At 70.0% G+C, this 22,405-nt stretch carries 20 protein-coding genes; 9 read left to right on the top strand and 11 right to left on the bottom strand.

Annotation, left to right across the window (positions count from 1 at the left end; translation table 11 throughout):
* The first annotated feature begins 174 nt into the window (after positions 1 to 174).
* On the top strand, positions 175 to 2,331 hold the full coding sequence (metG, locus tag H3O04_RS20795; protein WP_202588359.1) for a methionine--tRNA ligase: 2,157 nt from the start codon (positions 175 to 177) through the stop codon (positions 2,329 to 2,331).
* A gap of 94 nt (positions 2,332 to 2,425) precedes the next feature.
* On the opposite strand, the gene H3O04_RS20790 is transcribed toward metG, so the two are convergent.
* Positions 2,426 to 6,469 carry a translocation/assembly module TamB domain-containing protein gene (locus H3O04_RS20790; RefSeq protein ID WP_202588358.1) on the bottom strand — a complete coding sequence of 1,348 codons (4,044 nt, stop codon included), beginning with the start codon at positions 6,467 to 6,469 and terminating at the stop codon, positions 2,426 to 2,428.
* Positions 6,470 to 6,509: 40 nt separating this feature from the next.
* Entirely contained in the window at positions 6,510 to 8,324 is a 1,815-nt protein-coding gene (locus H3O04_RS20785) for an autotransporter assembly complex protein TamA (protein ID WP_011545960.1), read from the bottom strand.
* Positions 8,325 to 8,573: 249 nt separating this feature from the next.
* On the opposite strand from H3O04_RS20785, the gene H3O04_RS20780 reads away from it, so the two are divergent.
* The 4 genes from H3O04_RS20780 to panD all read left to right on the top strand — a co-directional run bounded on the left by H3O04_RS20780 (position 8,574) and on the right by panD (position 11,172).
* Positions 8,574 to 8,762, top strand: a complete 189-nt coding sequence (locus tag H3O04_RS20780; RefSeq protein ID WP_006478107.1) for a DUF3460 family protein — start codon at positions 8,574 to 8,576, stop codon at positions 8,760 to 8,762.
* Between the two features lie 4 nt (positions 8,763 to 8,766).
* The gene (locus H3O04_RS20775; RefSeq protein WP_006478106.1) at positions 8,767 to 9,639 is read left to right on the top strand and encodes a segregation and condensation protein A; all 873 of its coding nucleotides are present in this window, start codon (positions 8,767 to 8,769) and stop codon (positions 9,637 to 9,639) included.
* Positions 9,640 to 9,901: 262 nt separating this feature from the next.
* Positions 9,902 to 10,741, top strand: a complete 840-nt coding sequence (gene panC, locus H3O04_RS20770) for a pantoate--beta-alanine ligase (RefSeq protein ID WP_011545961.1) — start codon at positions 9,902 to 9,904, stop codon at positions 10,739 to 10,741.
* Positions 10,742 to 10,785: 44 nt separating this feature from the next.
* A complete protein-coding gene (gene panD / locus H3O04_RS20765; protein ID WP_011545962.1) occupies positions 10,786 to 11,172 on the top strand; it encodes an aspartate 1-decarboxylase in 387 nt (128 codons plus the stop codon).
* A 141-nt stretch (positions 11,173 to 11,313) separates the two neighbouring features.
* Here panD and H3O04_RS20760 read toward each other — a convergent pair whose 3' ends face one another.
* The 4 genes from H3O04_RS20760 to H3O04_RS20745 all read right to left on the bottom strand — a co-directional run bounded on the left by H3O04_RS20760 (position 11,314) and on the right by H3O04_RS20745 (position 14,396).
* Positions 11,314 to 11,973, bottom strand: coding sequence for a ParA family protein (locus H3O04_RS20760; RefSeq protein WP_011545963.1), 660 nt, complete (start codon positions 11,971 to 11,973; stop codon positions 11,314 to 11,316).
* Between the two features lie 147 nt (positions 11,974 to 12,120).
* Entirely contained in the window at positions 12,121 to 12,534 is a 414-nt protein-coding gene (locus tag H3O04_RS20755) for a DoxX family protein (RefSeq protein ID WP_027805235.1), read from the bottom strand.
* A gap of 148 nt (positions 12,535 to 12,682) precedes the next feature.
* Complete coding sequence (locus tag H3O04_RS20750; RefSeq protein WP_164728347.1) at positions 12,683 to 12,820, bottom strand: hypothetical protein; 138 nt, start codon at positions 12,818 to 12,820, stop codon at positions 12,683 to 12,685.
* Positions 12,821 to 12,893: 73 nt separating this feature from the next.
* Positions 12,894 to 14,396, bottom strand: a complete 1,503-nt coding sequence (locus tag H3O04_RS20745; protein ID WP_202588357.1) for a cobyric acid synthase — start codon at positions 14,394 to 14,396, stop codon at positions 12,894 to 12,896.
* A gap of 74 nt (positions 14,397 to 14,470) precedes the next feature.
* On the opposite strand from H3O04_RS20745, the gene cobU reads away from it, so the two are divergent.
* Genes cobU through H3O04_RS20725 form a run of 4 tightly spaced genes read left to right on the top strand, consistent with a single transcriptional unit; the run spans position 14,471 to position 17,886 of the window.
* Entirely contained in the window at positions 14,471 to 15,025 is a 555-nt protein-coding gene (cobU, locus tag H3O04_RS20740; RefSeq protein WP_202588356.1) for a bifunctional adenosylcobinamide kinase/adenosylcobinamide-phosphate guanylyltransferase, read from the top strand.
* Positions 15,019 to 15,963 carry an adenosylcobinamide-phosphate synthase CbiB gene (cbiB, locus tag H3O04_RS20735; RefSeq protein ID WP_202588355.1) on the top strand — a complete coding sequence of 315 codons (945 nt, stop codon included), beginning with the start codon at positions 15,019 to 15,021 and terminating at the stop codon, positions 15,961 to 15,963. The genes cobU and cbiB overlap by 7 nt, the downstream gene beginning before the upstream one ends.
* Complete coding sequence (cobD, locus tag H3O04_RS20730; RefSeq protein WP_202588354.1) at positions 15,956 to 16,972, top strand: threonine-phosphate decarboxylase CobD; 1,017 nt, start codon at positions 15,956 to 15,958, stop codon at positions 16,970 to 16,972. The genes cbiB and cobD overlap by 8 nt, the downstream gene beginning before the upstream one ends.
* Positions 16,969 to 17,886 (top strand): cobalamin-binding protein, encoded by a 918-nt coding sequence (locus H3O04_RS20725; RefSeq protein WP_202588353.1) that lies wholly within the window; start codon positions 16,969 to 16,971, stop codon positions 17,884 to 17,886. Before cobD ends, H3O04_RS20725 begins: the two co-directional genes overlap by 4 nt.
* Positions 17,887 to 17,997: 111 nt before the next feature.
* Here the strand turns inward: H3O04_RS20725 and cobC are convergent, their stop codons facing one another.
* From cobC to H3O04_RS20700, 5 genes are all read right to left on the bottom strand, one after another.
* Positions 17,998 to 18,582, bottom strand: coding sequence for an alpha-ribazole phosphatase (cobC, locus tag H3O04_RS20720; RefSeq protein ID WP_202588352.1), 585 nt, complete (start codon positions 18,580 to 18,582; stop codon positions 17,998 to 18,000).
* Positions 18,567 to 19,343, bottom strand: coding sequence for an adenosylcobinamide-GDP ribazoletransferase (locus tag H3O04_RS20715; RefSeq protein ID WP_006478096.1), 777 nt, complete (start codon positions 19,341 to 19,343; stop codon positions 18,567 to 18,569). Before H3O04_RS20715 ends, cobC begins: the two co-directional genes overlap by 16 nt.
* A complete protein-coding gene (cobT, locus tag H3O04_RS20710; RefSeq protein ID WP_124477713.1) occupies positions 19,333 to 20,388 on the bottom strand; it encodes a nicotinate-nucleotide--dimethylbenzimidazole phosphoribosyltransferase in 1,056 nt (351 codons plus the stop codon). Before cobT ends, H3O04_RS20715 begins: the two co-directional genes overlap by 11 nt.
* 61 nt (positions 20,389 to 20,449) lie before the next feature.
* Positions 20,450 to 21,268 carry an ABC transporter ATP-binding protein gene (locus tag H3O04_RS20705; protein ID WP_202588351.1) on the bottom strand — a complete coding sequence of 273 codons (819 nt, stop codon included), beginning with the start codon at positions 21,266 to 21,268 and terminating at the stop codon, positions 20,450 to 20,452.
* Complete coding sequence (locus H3O04_RS20700) at positions 21,265 to 22,380, bottom strand: FecCD family ABC transporter permease (protein ID WP_034175944.1); 1,116 nt, start codon at positions 22,378 to 22,380, stop codon at positions 21,265 to 21,267. Before H3O04_RS20700 ends, H3O04_RS20705 begins: the two co-directional genes overlap by 4 nt.
* Positions 22,381 to 22,405: the final 25 nt, after the last annotated feature.

The raw sequence follows: 22,405 nt of genomic DNA, 5'->3' as shown, positions 1-22,405 counted from the left end.
TTTTTTGCCCGCAGACTTCATGCTGCGCCGCAGCATCGCGCCGCCGGGCACGCCACCTGGGCGACCTCCTCCCTGCGGCCGGCCGGTCCGCGGCCCCCGCCCGCCGCGCGAGCCCGCGCCCCTGCTAGAATCGCAGTTTCCCGTCGTTTTTCCCGCTGTTCTTCTCCAGACCCTATGTCCGCATCCGACCTCACTTCCGTGCAGGCTGCGGCGCCGCAAGGCAGCCGCCAGATCCTCGTTACGTCCGCACTGCCCTATGCCAACGGGCAGATCCACATCGGCCACCTGGTCGAGTACATCCAGACCGACATCTGGGTGCGGACGCTGCGAATGCATGGTCATGAGGTCTACTACATCGGCGCCGACGATACGCACGGCACGCCGATCATGCTGCGCGCGGAGAAGGAAGGCCTGACGCCGAAGCAGCTGATCGACCGCGTGTGGACCGAGCACAAGCGCGACTTCGACAGCTTCGGCGTGTCGTTCGACAATTTCTACTCGACCGATTCGGAAGAAAACCGCGTGCTGAGCGAGAACATCTATCTCGCGCTGCAGGAAGCCGGCCTGATCGCCGAACGCGAAATCGAGCAGGCCTACGATCCGGTCAAGGAAATGTTCCTGCCGGACCGCTTCATCAAGGGCGAGTGTCCGAAGTGTCACGCGAAGGACCAGTACGGCGACAGCTGCGAGGTGTGCGGCTCGACCTACCTGCCGACCGAACTGCTGAATCCGTATTCGGTCGTGTCGGGCGCGACGCCGGTGCGCAAGACCTCGAAGCACTACTTCTTCCGCCTGTCCGACCCGCGCTGCGAATCGTTCCTGCGCGAATGGGTGAGCGGCCTCGCGCAGCCCGAAGCGACCAACAAGATGCGCGAATGGCTCGGCGACGCCGGCGAATCCAAGCTCGCCGACTGGGACATCTCGCGCGACGCGCCGTACTTCGGCTTCGAGATCCCCGGCGCGCCCGGCAAGTATTTCTACGTGTGGCTCGACGCGCCGGTCGGCTACTACGCGAGCTTCAAGAACCTGTGCGAGCGCAACGGCATCGATTTCGATGCGTGGATCCGCCCGGGCTCGAAGGCCGAGCAGTACCACTTCATCGGCAAGGACATCCTGTACTTCCACACGCTGTTCTGGCCCGCGATGCTCGAGTTCTCGGGCCACCGCACGCCGACCAACGTGTTCGCGCACGGCTTCCTGACGGTCGACGGCGCGAAGATGTCGAAGTCGCGCGGCACGTTCATCACCGCGCAGAGCTACATCGACACGGGCCTGAACCCCGAGTGGCTGCGCTACTACTTCGCCGCGAAGCTGAACGCGACGATGGAAGACATCGACCTGAACCTCGACGACTTCCAGGCGCGGGTGAACAGCGACCTCGTCGGCAAGTACGTGAACATCGCGAGCCGCGCGGCCGGCTTCCTGATCAAGCGTTTCGACGGTCGCGTGCAGGACAGCGCGATGAATCATCCGCTCGTCGCGAAGCTGCGCGATGCGATTGCGCAGATCGCCGCGAGCTACGAAGCACGCGAATACGGCCGCGCGCTGCGCCACACGATGGAGCTCGCGGACGAAGTGAACGCGTACGTCGACGGCGCGAAGCCGTGGGATCTCGCGAAGGACCCGGCCAATGCGGTCGCGCTGCACGAAACCTGCAGCGTGAGCCTCGAGGCCTTCCGCCTGCTGTCGCTCGCGCTGAAGCCGGTGATGCCGCGCGTGGCCGAAGCGGTCGAGGCGTTCTTCGGGATCGCGCCGCTCGCGTGGGCCGACGCCGCGAAGCCGCTGTCGTCGGCGCAGCCGATCAAGGCGTACCAGCACCTGATGACGCGCGTCGATGCGAAGCAGATCGAAGCGCTGCTCGCCGCGAATCGCGATTCGCTGCAGGCCGAGGCAGCCGGCACGGCTGCCGCGGGCGCCAATGCCGCGAAGGATGCGAAGAGCAACGCGAAGGCGAACGCGAAGCCGGCCGCCGTGAACGGCGCCGACGATGCACCGATCTCGATCGACGATTTCGCGAAGATCGATCTGCGCATCGCGAAGATCGTCGCGTGCCAGGCGGTCGAAGGCTCGGACAAGCTGCTGCAGCTCACGCTCGACGTCGGCGAGGAAAAGACCCGCAACGTGTTCTCGGGCATCAAGTCCGCGTATCAGCCCGAGCAGCTCGTCGGCAAGCTGACGGTAATGGTCGCGAACCTCGCGCCGCGCAAGATGAAGTTCGGCCTGTCCGAAGGGATGGTGCTCGCCGCGTCGGCCACCGACGAGAAGGCGGAACCGGGCCTCTACATCCTCGAACCGCACAGCGGCGCGAAGCCCGGCATGCGCGTGAAGTAAGCGCAACGCGCAGCTGCTGCTTGCGAAAAAAAGCCCCGCACGAGTTGAATCGTGCGGGGCTTTTTTATTGCTGCCCGGTATGCCGCGCCCTTCGTCAGCGCTGCCCGAACCAGCGGTCGAACCGCCGCGTGTAGTTCAGGTCGACGCCCTGGAACGTGCCGCCGTACGCGGACACCGACCAGAAGCGCGTCAGGTTGATCGTCGCCTTGAACGCGTTGGCCGCCGATTGCAGCCCCTGCTCGAAGCCGAGCACGAACCGCTCGTTGATCGCCTTCGACACCAGCACGACCTGCGGATCGGTCAGGCCGACTTCGCTGCGGCCGACCGACACCTCGTCGAGACCGAAGGTCTGCGCGACCCGCTTGCCGGTCACGCTGCCGAGCAGCCCGAGCGCCGCCGTCATCGCCCCCTGCTGGCCGACGTTGTTGCCCTGGTCGGTGCCGTGCCCGAACAACAGCCACGACAGCTTTTCGTTGTCCGTGACGTTCGGCTCCGATACGAGCTTGACCGTCAGCGACTGGATCGTGCCCGTCACCTGCACGCCGGCCTCGACCTCCTGGTTGCGCCGCATCGCGAGGATGTTGACGCCCGGGTTCGACACGGGGCCGTTGAACGTGAAGAAGCCGTTCTCGATCGCGAGCTTGCGGCCGAACGTCGTGTACGTCGAGCCTTCGGTCACGCGCACGTTGCCGACCGCGCGCAGCGGCACGCCCGGCGCGCTCATCACGGTGATCGTGCCGCGCAGCCCCAGATCCGCGCCGTGGCCCTTGAAGCGGAAGTTGTTGCCGAGCCCGACGTCGATGTTCGCGCGCGGCGCCAGCGACGGCGCCGGCTTGTTTTCGACCGGCTTCGGCTTCGCGGCCGCGGTGCCGGTGGGCGTCTCGCCGCGCACCGTGCCGTCCGGCTGCACGATCACGACGTCGTCGGACAGGTGCGGCGCCGATTGCTCGGGCAGATCGAACAGCGCGCGGTCGACCACGAACTTGCCGTCGATCGACAGCGCGCCGCGCGGCCCGTCGTTCGCGACGGTGGCCTTGCCCGACAGCGACAGCTTGCGGTCCGGCGCGGCGAACAGTTCGAGCTTGTCCGCGACGATGCTGGCGGTCAGGTCCGGCGCCTCGCCGTCGAGCCGCACGCGGCCGAGCGCGCGCAGCGTGCCGTCGCCGCCGTGAAATTCGACCTGCTGGAATTCGACGAGGTTGTCCGACAGCTTCACGCGCACGATGCCGTCCTTCAACTGCACGCCCTGGTCGATCAGCGTCGCGGAAAGCTCGTCGCCCGTCAGCGTCCCCGACAGGTTCGGTTTCACCGGCGTGCCGGAGACCGTCAGCTTCAGCGCCGCGCGCCCGCCGAGCAGGTAGCTCGGCCCGAACAGGTTGCCGGTGGTCTTCAGCGCCGGAATGTCGGCGTCGATGCGGCCCGCCAGCGGACCGTCGTCCACGAGGCCGAACACACCGTCGCGCAGCGCGAACGGCACCGTGACGTTCGCGTCGAGCGTGCCGATCCGGCTCGCCTTCGCGAGTGCCGTCACGTTGAGCCGGTTGCCGGGCGCGAAGCTCGCGCGGGCGGACAGGTCGGTCAGGCCGAGCGATGCGATGCCGCGCCCGGTCTCGATCGTCACGTCGCCGCCGCGGCGCTTCACCTGCACGTAGCCCGTCGCGTTCGCGCCGAGCGCGAAATCCCAGTCGGCATCGAGCACGACGTCGGTCCGCACCGGCGGCCGCTGGCCGGTCAGCGCCTGGCGAACCTCGAGGAAACGCGCGACCGACGCGCCGGTCACGGCGCCCGCCGAGCGCATCTGGCCGCGGTCGAACACGAACGATTTCAGGTCGATCGCCGCACCTTCGAGCGTAAGCCGCGTCGCGCCGAGCGTCACGCGGCCGGCGCCGGCCGATATCGTCAGCGGCGCCTGCAGCGCGAGCGCCGGCGTGCCGCGATTCGCGAGCCGCGTGACGGTGCCGTCCCAGCGCATGCCGTCGCGGTTCTCGACCACGCCGCCGTTCGCCGCGAGCGTCAGGTCGATCACGCGGCCACCGGCCACCCCGAGCGCCGACGCGTCGAGCGTGTGCTTCGCGCGCGTGCCGTCGAGGTTCGCGCGCAACGATTTCAGCTGGAACGAACCGAGCGCGATGTCGGACGCGTCGGCCGTGAACACGAGCGCGCCGTGCGCGCCATCGCGGATGTCCGCGCGGCCCTGGGCGGTGCCGATCCGGTTCGAACCGACGACGACGTGCTCGGCCTTGTAGGTCGCCGTCACGTTCGGATGCGCGAAGCTGCCGGTCAGGTCGCCTTGCGCCTGCACGAGCCCCTGGACGCCGAAGCCGAGCCGGTCGAGCTGCGGCGCGTCGACGACGAAGCGCAGCCGGTCGCCGGGCGCGCCGAAGCTGCCGCGCAGGTCGACGTGGTTGCCGGCGATCGACAGGTTCGCGTTGCTCGGCAGGATTCGCGAGCCGGCGAGCTGCACGACGCCGGCGCCGGTCAGCGGCACGCCGTCGTACAGGCTGTCGGCGAGCTTGAAGGTCGCCTTCGTCGACACCTGCGGCGCGAACGCGCCCGACGCGGTCAGCGTGCCCGATACGCGCGTTTCGCCGCGCTTGGCCGGGGCCTTGGCGGCCGTCGCGGGCGCCTTGCCGCCGCCCGCCTTCGGCGCGCTCATCGCGGCGAGCAGCAGCGGATCGAACGCGGTCAGCGTCGCCTTCGCGTCGTAGCTCGAATGCGCGTCGTGGCGGAACACGCCCGTCAGGTCGATGCGCCCCTTGCCCGCCGTCACGCGCGTGTCGGTCAGCACGGTCTGCTGCCGCGTGAGCGCGACCTTGGCGCGTGCGCCGAGCGCGAGCTTCGGATCGTTCAGGTTGAAATCGACGGTCGTCACGTCGCCCGCGAGCGTCACGCCGAGCGGGCCGCCGAGGCGCATCGGCCGCAGCTCGGCGACGAACGCGTTCAGGTCGAGGTTCGCAACCTTCAGATCGAAGCGGCCCTTGCCGCCCGTGAGCGTGCCGCCGCCGGTCACGCTGCCGTCGCGGATCAGCTTCAGCGCGAGGCCGTCGATCCGTTGCGCGTGCGCGTCGAGATGCACGGTCGCATGCGCGTCGATCACCGGCAGAAGATGGTCGCCGAGCGTGCCCGGCTTCGCGTTGACGATCGACACCGGGCCCGTCACCGCGAAACCCTTCGCGGGCGCCGAGCCTGCCTGTGCGCTCACCGGTGCGAGTTCCGCGCGCACCGCGAGATCGGCCGCGGGCGCGCCGGGCGACAATGCTTGCGGGTTCACGTGGTCGAACGCGAGCGACGCGCGCGTGAGCGGCACCGTGCCGAACGGCGCGGCCTCGACGTGCGCGCGCCCGTTCAGCTTCATCCCGCTCGCGTCGACGTCTGCGACGAGCGCCTCGAGCGAACCCGACACGCGGGCCCGCGCGTCGACCGGCTCGTCCGACAGCTTGCCCGCGTAGGTCGCTTCACCGGTCAGCGCGAACGGCTTCACGCCGTCGAGCTTCGCGCGCGCGGTCAGCGCGCCGTACGGCGTATCGACGCCGTCGAGCACGAGTTCATGGTGACGGCCGTCGCTGCGGCCGTTCAGCGCGAGATGGTCGAGCTGCGTCGTCGACGTGCCTTCGTGAATGGCGAGGCGATCGACGCGCAGGTCGTCGATCCGCACCTGCAGCGGCAGGCTCAGGTCCTGCGGCGTCGTGCTCGGCGTCGACGGCCCCGGCGCGATCCGCACGTCGATCGTGCCCGCGCGCAGATAGGCGATGGACAGCCGCCACGGCGCGCGGGTCAATGCCCAGCGGCCGTCGAGCCGGTCGATGCGCACCTCGGTGCCGGTGCCGTCGGGGCTCGTCCACGCGAACCCGCGCAAGCGCACGCCGGTCGCGAGCGAGCCGCCTTCGAGCGTGCCCGCGAGCCGCGTGCCGAGCACCTTGCCGGCCGCCTGCCACGCGAGCCGCGTCCCGCGCTCGGTCGTCACCGCGCCCAGCACGAGCCCCGCCGCCAGCACGACGAGCAGCACGACCGTCGCGAGCGTCCACGCAATGACACGCCACGCGCGGCCGCGACGCGGCGCGCGCGGCGGCGTGTCGGGCGCGCCGTCGGGCGAATCCGGATCGTGAGGCGGCGGCGTGTCGTTCGGGTCCTTCGTCATGCGGTTCGTCGTGCGGGTCGTCGTCAATAGGGCGGCGGGTTCAGAAAGCGATGCCGAGCGTCAGGTACGGGCGCACGCTGTGGTTGCGCAAGCCGTACGCGACGTCGACGTTGATCGGGCCGACCGGGCTGCGCCAGCGTGCACCGACGCCCACGCCCGGGTAAAACACGCGCTCGCCCCACGCATCGGTCGCCGTGCCGATGTCGAAGAACGTCGCGGCGCCCCAGTCGCGGTTGAACCAGTGCTGGTATTCGGCCGTCCCCGTCATCAGGTACTTGGTCGGCAAAACGGAGCCGTCGACGCTGTTGCCGATACTCTGGTAACCGTAGCCGCGCACCGAGTTCGAGCCGCCGGCGCGGAACAGCAGCGACGCCGGCACGCCGGTCGAGCTGCCGCTCGTAAACACGCCGCCGAGTTCCGCGCGGAACACGAACAGGTCGCGCTTGCCGATCGGCAAATACTGCTGGCCGCGCGCGTAGCCGCGAATGAAGCTCTCGTCGGCCAGCACGCCCTTGACCGCGAAGCCGGCCTCCGCATGAATCAGGTTGCCCGAGCGCGGGAACAGTGGATCGTCGACGTTGCGGCGGGTCCACGCCCACTGCGGCACCAGCGCGCGGCTCGTGGTCGGCCCCGCGCCGTTCTGGTCGAGCCGATCCTGGTAGTACATCAGCGAATACGCATAGTCGATGAACTGGCCGGTGCGCGTGCGCTGCACGCCGACCCGCGCGCTGTAGATGCGCGTGTCCGACACGTTGGTGTTCGTGTACGACGCGAGCACGCTGTTGGTCCAGCCCTTCTCGCCCGGCGGCATCGACAGCTGGACCTGCCCGTACTGCTGGATCTGGTCGAGCCGGCCCGACACGGTCAGCGGCCACGCGGCGCCGAACGTGTCGAGATACGTATAGGAACCCTGCACGTGCGGCCCGGTATCGGTGGCGAAGCCGACGCCGCCACGGATGTTGTTGTACGGGAACTCGCTGACCTTCACGTGCACGGGCGTGCGCTCGGGCTTCGACGTATCGTCGCCGACGTCGATCGCGACGCTCGCGTAGTACGGCGTGTTCTGCAACTGACGCTGCAATTCGGCGATCCGCTGCACGTCGTAGATCTCGCCTTCCGACAGCGGATTGACGTTCGTGACGATCTTTTCCGGATAACGGCGCACGCCGTCGACATCAACCTTGCCGATCGTGAACGTCGGGCCGCTGTCGAACGCGACCGCGAGCGTCGCACGCTGCGTGCGCGGATCGATGCGCGCCTCGGACGACACGATCTTCGCGCCGAGATAGCGGCGCGACTGCAGTTGCCGGAGCGCCGCGCCCTTCGCGTCGTCCCAGTCGGATTGCGTGAACGGATCGCCCGGCTTCATCGAGAACGCGAAACGGGTCGCGGTTTCCTGCTTCGGGTCCTCGGTCTCGACCGGCCCCTTGAACGTCAGGTCGACCGTCGACACGACGGTCTGCTTGCCCGGATCGACCGCGATGTGCACGTCGCGCTTGCCGTCGCGGGTGCGCACGTCGGTACGCACGACCGGCGAGAAATAGCCGGCCGTCGCGGTCAAATCGCGCACCTGCTGCGGCGTGGCGGTCACGAGGAAGTCGAACTGGTCGTCGCTGATGTCGTCACGCTTCGCGAAGCGGGCAATATCGAGATGGGTCTTCAGGAGCTTGCGGATCGAGCGCGGCGCGTCGATGTCGACGTCGTATTTCGCATGGGCCGGCAGCGCGAAACACGCGGCCAGGCAACCCGCGAGGGCCGCCCGCGCGACGCGGGCCGCGGCGCCGGCGCGATCGCGGGCCGCGCGCGGGCCCGCGTGATGCGCCGTGTGTGCTTGCTGGTTCGACTGCCCCGCCAAATATGACCTCGCCGTCCTGGATGGTTACGGTTTCGTGGAAAACCCTGTATTTGACCACAGGGCGCCGGCGTCACAGCCAAACGATTGTGAAAGAGTGCCAAGGCGCCGGAAGGGCCGCCGCACGGTGTCCGCCGGTACCGGCCCGCGGATTCGACGCGCGATTGGCGCCGGCTGTTCCCCGCGATGCGGTAAAATCCCGCCATCGCGAATCCGGCGCACCGTGCGCCGCCCGAAACGGAAGATCCAGCCATGCCGTACCAGTCCGACGTCACGCAGTTCCTGAACCAGCTCAAGCAGCAGAAGCCGACGCTCGAGGAAGAGCAGCGCAAGGGCCGTTCCCTTCTGTGGGACAAGCAGCCGATCGATCTCGAAGAGCGCGCCGAGCAGCAGGAATCGCGCGTGAAGCAAACGTCGTACGTCTACTACCAGAACTTCTGACGACGTGAGCGCCGCCGACGAGGCCAGCGCCGCCCGGCAGGACGACGCGATCGCCGCGCCCGCGGGCGCCGATTCGACGCCCGACACGGTCGACGGTGTCGCGGCGTTCGCTCGCCTGTACGGCGAGCCGCTCTTCAAGCTGCCGCAGGATCTCTACATCCCGCCCGACGCGCTCGAGGTGTTCCTCGAAACGTTCGAAGGCCCGCTGGACCTGCTGCTGTACCTGATCCGCAAGCAGAACTTCAACGTGCTCGACATCCCGATGGCGCAGGTCACCGCGCAATATCTGGGCTACGTCGACCAGATCCGCGCGTCGAACCTCGAGCTCGCGGCCGAGTACCTGCTGATGGCCGCGATGCTGATCGAGATCAAGTCGCGGATGCTGCTGCCGGTGAAGAAGGCCGACACCGGCGAGGAAGCCGAGGATCCGCGCGCCGAACTCGTGCGCCGGCTGCTCGAATACGAGCAGATGAAGCTCGCCGCGCAGCGGCTCGATCAGTTGCCGCAGCTCGGCCGTGATTTCCTGCGCGCCGAGGTGTACATCGAGCAAAGCGTCACGCCGCGCTTTCCCGACGTGAATTCGGACGACTTGCGCGCCGCGTGGGCCGATGTGCTCAAGCGCGCGAAGCTCGTGCAGCACCACAAGATCTCCCGCGAGGAGCTGTCGGTGCGCGAACACATGAGCCTGATCCTGCGCCGGCTGCAGAACGCGCGCTTCATGGAGTTCGCCGACCTGTTCGACACGTCGCGCGGCGTACCGGTCGTCGTCGTGAATTTCATCGCGATGCTCGAACTCGCGCGCGAATCGCTGCTCGAAATCACGCAGGCCGAGCCGTTCGCGCCGATCTACGTGCGCCTCGCGTACCTGCCCGCGTAAGGTCTTCCCTCAGCCGTTTCCCCGCTCCGCGGTTCATCCCGACGCTCGCGGCTTCGCCGCGGCGGACGGCCGTCCGGCGGGTGTCCGGCACGCCCCACTATAAAGTGAACGATCGTTCTTTTATCGATGCGTCGCGCGGCCAAATCCTCTACAATCCGCCGACGTCCGATGCGCCGCCCGCGCGCCGGCGTTCTCCGCTTCGACCCCGACGCCGCTGCCGCGGCGTCAACGCGCGCCTGCGCGAGGAACCCGCTACCCGATCATGAAAGTCATCAGCTCGATCCAGGAACTGCGCGACCAGCTGCGCGGACAGAACCGCACGGCGTTCGTGCCGACGATGGGCAACCTGCACGAAGGGCACCTGTCGCTGATGCGCCTCGCGCGCCAGCACGGCGACCCGGTCGTGGCGAGCATCTTCGTCAACCGGCTGCAATTCGGCCCGAACGAGGATTTCGACAAGTACCCGCGCACGCTCCAGGACGATATCGAGAAGCTGCAGCAGAACAACGTATACGTGCTGTTCGCGCCGACCGAGCGCGACATGTACCCTGAGCCGCAGGAGTATCGCGTGCTGCCGCCGGACGATCTCGGCGGGATTCTCGAAGGCGAGTTCCGGCCCGGCTTCTTCGCCGGCGTGTGCACGGTCGTCACGAAGCTGATGTCCTGCGTGCAGCCGCGCGTCGCCGTGTTCGGCAAGAAGGATTACCAGCAGCTGATGATCGTGCGCCGGATGTGCCAGCAGCTCGCGCTGCCGGTCGAGATCATCGCGGCCGAGACCGTGCGCGACGAGGACGGCCTCGCGCTGTCGTCGCGCAACCGCTACCTGACGACCGACGAGCGCAAGGAAGCGCCGGAACTGGCGAAAACGCTGCAGCGCGTGCGCGACAGCGTGCTCGGCGGCGAACGCGACCTCGGCAAGCTCGAGCAGCACGCGCACACGCACCTGGCCGAACGCGGCTGGGTGCCCGACTACATCGCGATCCGCCGCCGCGCGAACCTGATCGCGCCGAGCGCCGCCGAACTCGAGGCCGGCGAGCCGCTCGTCGTGCTCGCGGCCGCGAAGCTCGGCGCGACGCGCCTCATCGACAACCTGGAAATCTGACGGCCGGCCCGCCCGCGCCCCTCACGACGCATCACGGAGACACCATGCAGCGCCACATGCTCAAATCGAAGATCCATCGTGCGGCGGTCACGCACTGCGAACTGCACTACGAAGGTTCGTGCGCGATCGACGAAGACCTGCTCGAAGCGGCGGGCCTGATCGAAAACGAACGGATCGACATCTGGAACATCAACAACGGCGAGCGCTTCTCGACGTACGCGATCAAGGGCGAGCGCGGCAGCGGGATGATCTCGCTGAACGGCTCGGCCGCGCGCCGCGCGCAGCTCGGCGACCTCGTGATCATCGCCGCGTTCGCGATGGTCGACGAAGCCGAGCTGCAGGCCGGCTGGAAGCCGAAGCTGGTGTTCATCGACGACGGCAACAAGATCAAGGGCCACCGCGATCACGTGCCGACGCAGAACTGGACGTAAGCCGAGCGGCACGCCCGCGTGCCGTGGCGCGGGCCACCCGCGCAGCGCCGCTGGTCGCCGAAGGGCCGGACACCGTACACCACGGTTCCGGCCCTTTCTCATTGGGTGTCGCGCCGGCAAGACGGCCGGATGGCCGGCCGCTCAGGAAGCCTTGGCGGCCTTCTCGGCCTTCGGCACGCGGCGCTCGGCCCATTCGACGATCGGCCGCCACTGCTCGAGATCCTTCTCGACCCGGCTTTTCGCGACGTCCCACAGCGTCAGGCCGTGCGCGGCGATCTGCACGTAGTTCTGCGTGTCGCGCACGTAGCCGAGCACCGGCAGGCCCAGCCCCTCGACGAACCGGTGCAGCTGGTCGGACGAGCGCGTGCGCGCGTCGACCCGCATCCCGACGATCCCGACCTCGACGCTGCCCTTGCGCACGGCCTTCTCGCCGGCGAGGCGCTCCAGAAACTGCTGGGTCGCGAGAATATCGAACATCGACGGCTGCAGCGGCACGATCACCTTGTCGGCCAGTTGCAGCGCGACGTTGAGCCGCGTGCCGTGCAGGCCGGCCGGCGTATCGATCACCGCATATTCCAGCCCGCGCGGCGGCTTCGACGGCGCCTCCGGATCGAGCTCCCACGCCTCGATCGCCGGCAAGCCGGCCGGCCGCAGGTCGAGCCACGCATGCGCGGACTGCTGCCGGTCCAGGTCGGCCAGCGCGACCCACGCGCCCTGCGCCGCGAAATAGCCGGCTAGATTGGTGGACAGCGTGCTCTTCCCCACGCCGCCCTTCGGATTCGCCACCACGATGACCGTCATGAATTCCCCCGAAAAAGCCGCGCGGCGCCGGCCGCATGGCAGGCGCCGCTCGATTGCGGATACAGGGAGCGATGATATCGGCAAACGGGGGGTCACCGGAACCGGTCACGCCGAACCGCGTGCCGGTTTCGTCGGCTTTCCTTCACGTCATGCGCGCTGGAGCGCGGCCTCCCGCGCGCCGAGCGCGAACGCGCCGCCGCCCAGCAGGGCCTGCACGGCCAGCGTGACGGCCCAGAACGCCGGATATTCCCAGCCGCCGTGCGGCGACGCGAAGCTCCAGCCGTTCGGCAAATGCGCGGCGACCGCGCCGAGCATGAACGGCAGCAGCACCAGCGCGGCGATACGCACGTGGAACCCCGCGAGCAGCGCCAGGCCGCCCGCCAGTTCGACGAACGTGGTCAGGTAGGCGAGCCAGCCCGGCAGGCCGATCGACGCGAAGAACTGCGCCGTGCCGGGCAGCGTGAAGACAAAGACCTTCTGTGCGACGTGTGCGAGGTACAGCACGCCGAGGGCGACGCGCAGCAGCGTCGCGGCGAAATCGTTCAAGCGGTTGGCGTTCATGACGGAATCCTTCGTGAGTGGATGGGAGTGGATCGCACTCTATTCGAATCGATTCAGCCGATAAACACGCCATACCGCTTAAATTGATTCCACAAAGGAACGAATTGACGCAAAAAAAGGGCATGACCGATCATGCCCTGCATCCCGCTCAGTAACCGCTCTTGCCTTGCGTGGCGTCGCCGCCGGACTGGCCGCCGCCCGGCGCATACGAATCGCACGCATGCGCCACCGCCGACACGCCCAGCAGCACCGCGAGCAGTACGCCCCACCACCGTCGAGCCCTCATCGTCGCCCTCCTTCGGGCGGACCTCCGCCCTCCTCTGTTGTACGCGATCGAGCGGAAAAAGCGAGGGCCGGCCTCAGCGAAACTCGGCGTACAGCGCGTCGAGGTCGAGGTGCGCGGCGAACGTGTCGGCCAGCCGTTCCAGCGAAGCCTCGCGCAGCGCCGGGTAGTCGATGCGGGCCGCGCCGTCGAGCCCCGCCCACGCGAGCAACGCCGCGCAGGCGTCGGGCGCGTCGAACAACCCGTGCACGTAGGTCGCGAGAATCTGGCCGTCGGCCGACAGCGCGCCGTCGGGACGCACGCCCTCCCGCGCGATATCGGCGGCCAGCATCAGCGCGGGCGTCTCGAGCGCCGGCCCGCGCGTGTCGCCCATGTGGATCTCGTAGCCGCGCACGGCGGCCGCGCCCGGCAGCGCGAGTTGCCCGGTCACGTTCTTCAGCGTCTTGTCGGGTTGCAGCGTCGTGTCGAAATCGAGCAGCCCGAGCCCCGGCACGCTGCCGGGCGCGCCTTCGAGGCCGAGCGGATCGTCGAGCGTGCGGCCGAGCATCTGCATGCCGCCGCAGATGCCGATCACCTTGCCGCCGTAGCGCAGATGGCGCCGGATCAGCGCGTCCCAGCCCGCGTCGCGCAGCCACGCGAGGTCGCGCTGCACGCTCTTCGAACCGGGCAGGATCAGCAGATCGGCGTCGGGTACGGGGCCGCTCTTCCAGTACGTGAATTCGACCTGCGGATGCGCGCGCAGCGGATCGAAATCGGTGTGGTTGCTGATGCGCGGCAGCGCGGGCACGACGACGCGCAGCACGCCGGCGTCGCCGCGAGCGGCAGCGCTGCGCGCCTGCGCGGGCAGCATGTCCTCCGCGTCGAGCAGCAGCCCGTGCAGATACGGCAGCACGCCGAACACCGGCTTGCCCGTCTGCGCGCGCAGCCAGTCGAGCCCCGGTTCGAGCAGTTTGAGGTCGCCGCGAAAGCGGTTGATCACGAAGCCGCGCACGCGCGCGCGCTCGCTGTCCGACAGGCACGCGAGCGTGCCGACCAGATGCGCGAACACGCCGCCGCGATCGATGTCGGCGACGAGCACGACCGGGCAGTCGACGCGCTCGGCAAAGCCCATGTTCGCGATGTCGCCTTCGCGCAGGTTGATCTCGGCCGGGCTGCCGGCGCCTTCGACGATCACCGTGTCGTACCCGGCGCGCAGGCGCGCATACGACTCGAACACCGCATCGAACGCGACCGGCTTGTAGTCGTGATACGCGCGCGCATCGAGGTTCATGCGGGCCTGGCCGTGAATGATCACCTGCGCGCCGCGGTCGCTCGTCGGCTTCAGCAGCACCGGATTGAAATCCGTATGCGGCGCGACGCCCGCGGCCAGCGCCTGCAACGCCTGCGCGCGGCCGATCTCGCCGCCGTCTACCGTCACCGCGCTGTTGAGCGCCATGTTCTGCGGCTTGAACGGCGCCACGCGCGCGCCGCCGCGGCGCGCGAGGCGGCACAGGCCCGCGACGAGCGTGCTCTTGCCCGCGTCGGACGTCGTGCCCTGGATCATCAGCGTGCCGCGCGGCCGCGGCTCGGGTGCATTCATCGTGTGAAAGGTGTCGCGAAGCAAAGGCGGCATTATCGCCCGCGGCGGGCCGCCCGCGCCGTTACAATCACGCGATGATTCCGCACGACCTCACCTTCGTCCTCGGCGGCGCGCGCTCGGGCAAGAGCGCGCATGCCGAGCGGCTCGCCGCCGACAGCGGCCGCCCCGTCACCTACATCGCGACCGCGACCGCCGCCGATGCCGAATTCGCGCAGCGCATCGCGCATCACCGCGCGCGCCGGCCGGCCGACTGGGGGTTCGCCGACGCGCCCGTCGATCTCCCGGGCACGCTCGCGCGGCTCGACGATTCGCACGCGTGCCTGCTCGTCGACTGCCTGACGCTGTGGCTCACCAACCTGCTGTGCCCCGCCGACGGCGAACCGCTCGACGATACGCAGTACGCGGCGCAGGTCGAGCGGCTCGAACATGCACTGTGCGGCGCTCGCGCGAAGGTGATCGTCGTCAGCAACGAGATCGGGCTCGGCGTCGTGCCGCTCGGGTCGGTCACGCGCCGCTACGTCGACGAGCTCGGGCGCCTGAACCAGCGCGTCGCCGCGCTCGCGACGCGCGTCACGCTGCTGGTCGCCGGGCTGCCGCTCGACCTCAAGGCGGGCGCGCCGTCATGCTGATGCTGTCGCTGCCCGTCGTCGCGATGCTCGCGGTCGCGGCCGCGCTCGTCGACCGCGCGATCGGCGAGCCGGCCGGCTGGCATCCGCTCGTCGCGTTCGGTCGCTTGGCCGCGCGCATCGAAGCCGCGCTGAACACGGGCCGGCGCGGCCGCGTGATCGGCGTCGCCGCGTGGCTCGCGGCGGTCGTGCCGCCGGTGGTCGTCGCGGCATGGCTCGTCGCCGTGCTGCCCTGGCCGTTCGCCGCTGCGCTGCACGTCGCGCTGCTGTGGTTCGCGCTCGGCGCGAAGAGCCTCGCCGACCACGTCGCGCCGATCGCCGCCGCGCTGCTGCGGCGCGACCTCGACGCGGCGCGCACGCTGACCGCGCGCATCGTGTCGCGCGACACGAGCCAGGCCGACGAAGGAGCGCTGTCGCGCGCGGCCGTCGAATCGGCGCTCGAGAACGGCAACGACGCGATCTTCGGCGCGCTCTTCTGGTTCGTCGTCGCGGGCGGCCCCGGCGCGCTGCTGTTCCGGCTCGCGAACACGCTCGACGCGATGTGGGGCTACCGCACGCCGCGCTTCCTGACCTTCGGCTGGGCCGCCGCGCGCATCGACGACGCGCTGAACTGGATTCCCGCGCGGCTCACCGCCGCGAGCTACGCGCTGCTCGGCGACACGGCCGCCGCGTGGCGCTGCTGGCGCACGCAGGCGCGCCACTGGGACAGCCCGAACGCGGGCCCCGTGATGGCCGCGGGCGCCGGCAGCCTGAACGTGCAGCTCGGTGGCCCGGCCGTCTATCACGGCGAAATCGAGGATCGCCCGGTGCTCGGCACCGGGACCACGGCCACCGCCCTTCACATCGTCGCCGCGCTGTCGCTGGTCACGCGCACGCTCGCGCTGTGGCTCGCGCTGCTGGTCGCGAGCGGCGCACTCGTCATGGCCACCCATCATGTCTGATTCATCCATCGCGCACGGCGGCAACCTGCATGAAGCCGCCCGCCGCCACGGCATTCCGTACGACGCGTGGCTCGACCTGTCGACCGGCATCAATCCGGTCGGCTACCCGGTGCCGCCCGTGCCGGCCGACGCATGGCGCCGGCTGCCCGACGACGGCGACGGTCTCGCGGCCTGCGCCGCGCAGTACTACCATGCGCCCGATGCCGCGCACGTCCTGCCGGTTGCCGGCAGCCAGGCCGCGATCCGCGCGTTGCCCGCGTTGCTGCCGGCCGGCGACGCCGGCGTCGCGGCGCTCGCGTACGGCGAATACGCGCCCGCGTTCGCGCGCCACGGCCATCGCGTCGTCACGCTCGATATCCACGCCGACACGCTGCCCGCAACGCTGCGCCACATCATCGTCGGGAATCCGAATAATCCGACGGCCGAGTGCGTGCCGACCGCGCGCCTGCTAGGCTGGCATGCGCAACTGGCGGCACGCGGCGGCACGCTGATCGTCGACGAAGCGTTCGCCGATACGGGCGCCGCGCCCTCGCTCGCGCCGCGGGTCGATCGTCCGGGGCTCGTCGTGCTGCGCTCGGTCGGCAAGTTCTTCGGGCTTGCCGGCATTCGCGCGGGCTTCGTGCTCACGCATCCCGCGCTGATCGCCGCGCTGCGCGACACGCTCGGCGCGTGGACGGTCGGCGGCCCCGCGCGCCACGCGGTCGCCGCGGCGTTCGCCGATCGCGCATGGCAAGCTGCCGCCCGTGAGCGGCTCGTGGCCGACGGCGAACGATTGGCCGCGCTGCTGCGTGCGCACGGCTTCGCGGTTCGCGCGACGCCGCTCTTCAGCTGGAGTGACGACCCGCGCGCCGCGGCGCTGCATGCCGCGCTCGCGGCACGCGGAATCTGGACGCGGCACTTCCCGACACCGTCGAGCGTACGCATCGGCCTGCCGGCGAGCGAAGCCGAATGGCAGCGCCTCGGCGACGCGCTCGCGCATTGCGTGCCGCTGCTGAAGGCATCCGCATGAGCGCCCCCATGTTCCGCCGGCTCGCGCCGGCCGCGCTGCTGGCCGCGCTCGCTCACGCACCGCTCGTCCACGCCGACGTCACGACCCGCGACGACGCCGGCAACACGGTCACGTTACCCGCGCCTGCCCAGCGCGTAATCAGCCTCGCGCCGCACGCGACCGAGCTCGTCTATGCGGCCGGCGGCGGCACGAAGCTCGTCGGCACCGTCACGTACAGCGACTATCCGGCCGCCGCGCAAGCGGTGCCACGCGTCGGCGACAACAAGGCGCTCGATCTCGAACGCATCGCCGCGCTGAAGCCCGACCTGATCGTCGTGTGGCGGCACGGCAACGCCGAGCGGCAGACCGACGCGCTGCGCGCGCTGCACATTCCGCTGTTCTTCAGCGAACCGAAGCATCTCGACGACGTGTCGTCGTCGTTGCGCCGGCTCGGCACGCTGCTCGGCACGCAACCGACTGCCGATGCCGCCGCGGCCGCCTTTACCCGAGACATCGCGACACTGCGCGCACGCTACGCGGCACGCCCGCCGGTCACGATGTTCTTCCAGGTGTGGGACCGCCCGCTGACGACGCTCAACGGCACGCATCTGATCAACGAAGTGTTCGAACGCTGCGGCGGCCGCAACGTATTCGCATCGCTCAAGCCGCTCGCGCCGACCGTGACCGACGAGGCCGTGCTCGCGGCGAATCCGGAAGCGATCGTGACGACGAGTACCGGCGCGACCCGTTCGAACGAACCGCTGCCGAGCCTCGCGCGCTGGCGTGCATGGCCCGCGCTGACGGCCGTGGCACGCAACAACCTGTTCGCGATCGACGGCGATCTGCTGACGCGGCCATCGCCGCGCATCGCGCAGGGTGCGGCCGCGCTGTGCGAGGATCTGGATGCCGCGCGTGCGCGGCGGCCGGTGCGCTGATTTCCGGCGCGGCGGCTCGCGCGTTCATCGCGCATCGAGGCCGGATGCGTCCGGGGCCCGAGCGCAGATCGATCCGTGTGCCGCGTCGTTCGCTTGCAGACGCAAGTGCACCTATGCGTCCCAGTGCACGACTTCCCATGTGCGCGTGCCGTCGTCCGTGCGCAGCCACACGACTCCGCCGGTCGGCACCGGCCGCGACAGCAGCGTATCGAGCGGCATGCGCAACACATGCGACGCGAATGCGCGGACCACGCCCGCATGCGTGACGACCCATTGCGGCCCGTCAAACGCCGCAAGCGCATCGGCCTGCCGTGCGACCCGCGCGACGAATCGCGCGACGCTTTCTCCGCCGTGCGCGCACGCATGCATCAGGTCGGCCGCCCATGCATCGAGCGCCGCGCGGTCGATATCGTCCCAGCGCTGCATTTCCCACGCACCGAAATCCATTTCCTGCCAGTCGGCATCGCGCCGCAGCGGTACGTCGAAGGTCAGCGCGAGCCGTTCGGCAATCGATGCGCAGCGTGTCAGCGGGCTCGTCCAGACCTGCTCGGGCAACGGCGCACCGAGTTCCGCCAGATGCGCACGCGAGGCCTGCGCACCACCATCGGCCGATTCGGCGAGCGGCACGTCGCTGCTTCCGTAGCAGACGCCCGGCTCGACGCCGACGGCCGGATGACGGATCAGGACGATGTCCATCCGAGCGCCACCAGATAGATCGTCAGTTCGCCCAGTTGCTGCGCGAAGCCGAGACAGTCGCCCGTATAACCGCCGATCCGCTTCACGAAATAGCGGGCCAGCCACGCGCGCACGAGCATGAGCGCCACGCATGCGGCAACGCCCATGCGCCAGTCCGGCCAGAACAACCACGGCAATCCGAACACCGCCGCGATGCACGCCGCGCGTGCGCCCATCCGTTGCGCGACCGGCTTCGCCTTGCCTTCGGGCCGCACGTAGTCGAGCGACATCAGCAGGCTCACGGCCATCGCGCGGCTCGCCGCATGCGCGGCGATCATCGTCCATGCGGCGCGCAGCGGCAACATCGACGTCAGCGCCTGCCATTTCAGGCCGAGCGCGATCACGAGCGCGACCGCGCCGAACGTGCCGATCCGCGAATCGTGCATGATGCGCAGCACGTCGTCGCGCGTGTAACCGCCGCCGAACGCATCGCAGCTGTCGGCGAGGCCGTCTTCGTGGAAAGCGCCGGTCGCGAGCAGCGTCGCGGCCATCGACAGCCCGACCGCGATCGACGCGGGCAGCACGCGCAGTGCGACGAGATAGACGAGCGCGCCCCACGCGCCCACGCAGGCGCCGACGAGCGGGAAATAGCGCGCGGCCTGATCGAGATCGCCGGCTGCGTAGCCGATCGAGCGCGGCACGGGCACGCGCGTGAAATAGCCGAGCGCGACGAAGAAGTAGCGCAGTTCGGCCCGTATGCCGCGCGCGCGCTCAGGCGTCACGATTGTCGACGCCGGCGGACTCGAAGCTCGCCATCTCGCTGAGGAACGCAGCCGCCGCGCGCACCAGCGGCAGCGCGAGCGCGGCGCCCGTGCCTTCGCCGAGGCGCAGGTCGAGCGCGAGCAGCGGTTTCGCGCCGAAATGCTCGAGCATGCGCCGGTGCCCGGCCTCGTGCGACGTATGCGAGAACACGCAGTAGTCGCGCACGCCGGGCGCGATGCGCTCGGCGACGAGCAGCGCGGCCGTCGCGATGAAGCCGTCGACGAGGATCGTCATCCGCTCGCTCGCGGCCGCGAGGTACGCGCCCGTCATCATCGCGATCTCGAAGCCGCCGAACGTCGCGAGCACGTCGAGCGGCGCGATCGCATGCGAGTGCTTGACGAGCGCGCGGCCGAGCACCGCGCGCTTGTGCGCGAGACCCTGGTCGTCGAGGCCCGTGCCGCGGCCGACGCAGGCATCGATCGGCACGTCGAGCAGGCGGCTCATCAGGCAGGCGGCCGACGACGTGTTCGCGATCCCCATCTCGCCGAAACCGATCACGTTCGTGCCGAGCGACGCGTGCAGGCGTACCCGCCCCGCGCCGGCGGCCAGCGCCGTCATCGCTTCTTCACGCGTCATCGCCGGCTCCGTCGCGAAGTTGCGCGTGCCGCGCGCGACCGGCAGCGACACCAGCCGGTCCGACAGCGGCAGCGGCGACGCGACGCCCGCATCGACGATCTCGAGCGTGCTCTGCGCGACGCCCGAAAACGCATTGATCGCCGCACCGCCGGCCAGGAAGTTCGCGACCATCTGGGCGGTCACCGCCTGCGGATAAGGACTGACGCCTTCGGCCGCGATTCCGTGATCGCCTGCGAACACGATCGTCACGGGACGCTGCACGACCGGTCGCTCGCTGAGCTGGATCAGGCCGATCTGCAGCGCGAGCGCCTCGAGCTGGCCGAGGCTACCGGGCGGCTTGGTCTTGTGGTCGATCACATGTTGCAGGCGCTTGCGCAGCGCGTCGTCGAGCGGCGCGATCGCGGGCGGGAATGGGGTGGGAGTCGTCATCGAGGAGCCGGGTCGTGGGCGCGGCATGCGCCGCGCATCGGAAAAATCGGAACAGGAAAGGTCATTGTCGCGCAGGCCATGCCGGCAGCAGCGCATCGCGGCCGTTCTCGCGGATCAGCACGAGCGGATAGCCGAACGCGTCGCTCGCGCGCTCGGGCGTCAACACGTCGTGCACGAGGCCGGCCGACACATGGCCACGGCCGTCGAGCAATAGCGCATGCGTCGCGAAGCGCCGCGCGAGATTCAGGTCGTGACACGAAAACAATATCGTGCGCGGGGCTGCCGCGAGCCAGGCGGCCAGCGCAGTGAGGCAATCGATCTGGTGATGCAGGTCGAGATGCGCGAGCGGTTCGTCGAGCAGCATCAGCGGCGCATCCTGGCACAGCGTCGCGGCCAGCGCGACGCGCTGCCGCTCGCCGCCCGACAGCGACATCACGTCGCGCGACGCGAGCGGGCTCAGGTCGAACGTCGCGAGCGCAGCGCGCGCGGCCGTGCGGTCGTCGTCGCGCTCCCAGCCCCAGCCGCCGAGATACGGAAAGCGGTTGAGCAGCACCGTGTCGAACACGGTCGCGCTGAACGCATCGTGCAATTGCTGCGGCATCAGCGCGCGGCGCCGCGCGAGTGGCTCGGGGCGCCACGCGGCAAGCGGCCGGCCGTCGATCTCGACGTGTCCGCCGGCCGGCGGCTGCAATCCCGCGAGCGTGGCGAGCAGCGTCGTCTTGCCCGCGCCGTTCGGCCCGGCGAGGCACCAGATCTCGCCGGGGCCGAACGCCTGCGTGAAGCGGTCGAGCAACGTGCGCGCGCCGGCCTTCAGCGTCAGGTCGACGGCCCTGTAGTGCAGGTCGCCGGCGACGGCGTTCCGTGCTGCGGTGCCCGTCATCGCATCGGCCTCCTCAGCAACATCCACAGGAACACCGGCACGCCGATCAACGCGGTCATCACACCGACCGGCAATTGCGCGGGCGCGATCGCGGTACGCGCGAGCAGGTCGGCCGCCATCACGCCGCCCCCGCCCGCAAGCATCGCGGCCGGCAGCAGCATCCGCTGGTCGTTGCCGAATGCGAGCCGCAACGCATGCGGCACGACGAGACCGACGAAGCCGATCGTCCCGGCCGTCGTCACGGCAGCCGCGGCGGCCAGCGACGCGACGAGATAGATCCGCACGCGCAGGCGCGCGACCGGCACGCCGAGCGCCTGCGCGGTCGCGTCGCCGCGCAGCAGCACGTTCAGTTGCGGTGCGACCGGCAGCGCGACGCCTGCGCTCAGCAGCAGCGCGCCCCACGCGAACCACGGCGCCGTCGCGCCGTTCAGGTCGCCCGTCAGCCAGAAGATGATGCCGCGCAGCCGCGCGTCGGGCGCGAGCGACAGCAACAGCGTGACGAGCGCGCCCCACCCCGCCGCGATCACGACGCCGGTGAGCAGCAGCCGCGGCGACGCGTCGCGCGATTCGCCCCGCCACAGCTCGCGCCGCGCGAGACCGAGCACCAGCGCGACCGATACGAGCGAACCGGCGAACGCGGATGCGTCGACGAGCCACCATGCGCCGCCCGCGATCATCGCGACGAGCGCGAAGCCGGCCGCGCCGCCGGACACGCCCAGCACGTACGGCTCCGCGAGCGGATTGCGCAGCAGCACCTGCAACAACGCGCCGGCCAGCGCGAGCAGCGCGCCGCACGCGAAACCCGCGAGCGCGCGCGGCAGGCGCAGCGTCCGGACGATGTCGGCAAACAGGGTGTCGCCGCCGTGCGGCACGAGGGATGCGAGCGCCTGCCACGGCGACATTGGCACGCTGCCGATCGACAGCGACGCGACGAACAGCAGCGCGACCAACGCGGCCAGCGCGGCCCAGATGACGGTGGCGCGTGCGGCGCTCATGCCGCGCACGGCCGCGCGCACGACGCGCGGCGCATCCGCTTGCGGCAGCCGGCCGGGCGCGACAGGGGCGCGTGGCGGACGATTGGGGTCGGCATCGAAGAACGTTCCGTGAAACATTGCGCACCCTGCTTCCCCGCAGGTC

It is taken from the genome of Burkholderia sp. KCJ3K979, from assembly GCF_016759955.1.
GTDB classification, from domain to species: Bacteria; Pseudomonadota; Gammaproteobacteria; order Burkholderiales; family Burkholderiaceae; genus Burkholderia; species Burkholderia orbicola.
This window is presented reverse-complemented; position numbering and strand designations above follow the sequence as displayed.

Bases quoted from the DNA above. Each gene is read 5' to 3' on its own strand.
- H3O04_RS20705 (WP_202588351.1), bottom strand. From the start codon at position 21,268: ATGACGGGCACCGCAGCACGGAACGCCGTCGCCGGCGACCTGCACTAC.
- panD (WP_011545962.1), top strand. From the start codon at position 10,786: ATGCAGCGCCACATGCTCAAATCGAAGATCCATCGTGCGGCGGTCACG.
- H3O04_RS20790 (WP_202588358.1), bottom strand. From the start codon at position 6,469: ATGACGAAGGACCCGAACGACACGCCGCCGCCTCACGATCCGGATTCG.
- H3O04_RS20700 (WP_034175944.1), bottom strand. From the start codon at position 22,380: ATGTTTCACGGAACGTTCTTCGATGCCGACCCCAATCGTCCGCCACGC.
- cobT (WP_124477713.1), bottom strand. From the start codon at position 20,388: ATGACGACTCCCACCCCATTCCCGCCCGCGATCGCGCCGCTCGACGAC.
- metG (WP_202588359.1), top strand. From the start codon at position 175: ATGTCCGCATCCGACCTCACTTCCGTGCAGGCTGCGGCGCCGCAAGGC.
- H3O04_RS20750 (WP_164728347.1), bottom strand. From the start codon at position 12,820: ATGAGGGCTCGACGGTGGTGGGGCGTACTGCTCGCGGTGCTGCTGGGC.
- cobC (WP_202588352.1), bottom strand. From the start codon at position 18,582: ATGGACATCGTCCTGATCCGTCATCCGGCCGTCGGCGTCGAGCCGGGC.
- cobU (WP_202588356.1), top strand. From the start codon at position 14,471: ATGATTCCGCACGACCTCACCTTCGTCCTCGGCGGCGCGCGCTCGGGC.
- H3O04_RS20725 (WP_202588353.1), top strand. From the start codon at position 16,969: ATGAGCGCCCCCATGTTCCGCCGGCTCGCGCCGGCCGCGCTGCTGGCC.
- H3O04_RS20780 (WP_006478107.1), top strand. From the start codon at position 8,574: ATGCCGTACCAGTCCGACGTCACGCAGTTCCTGAACCAGCTCAAGCAG.
- cobD (WP_202588354.1), top strand. From the start codon at position 15,956: ATGTCTGATTCATCCATCGCGCACGGCGGCAACCTGCATGAAGCCGCC.
- H3O04_RS20755 (WP_027805235.1), bottom strand. From the start codon at position 12,534: ATGAACGCCAACCGCTTGAACGATTTCGCCGCGACGCTGCTGCGCGTC.
- cbiB (WP_202588355.1), top strand. From the start codon at position 15,019: ATGCTGATGCTGTCGCTGCCCGTCGTCGCGATGCTCGCGGTCGCGGCC.
- panC (WP_011545961.1), top strand. From the start codon at position 9,902: ATGAAAGTCATCAGCTCGATCCAGGAACTGCGCGACCAGCTGCGCGGA.
- H3O04_RS20745 (WP_202588357.1), bottom strand. From the start codon at position 14,396: ATGAATGCACCCGAGCCGCGGCCGCGCGGCACGCTGATGATCCAGGGC.
- H3O04_RS20760 (WP_011545963.1), bottom strand. From the start codon at position 11,973: ATGACGGTCATCGTGGTGGCGAATCCGAAGGGCGGCGTGGGGAAGAGC.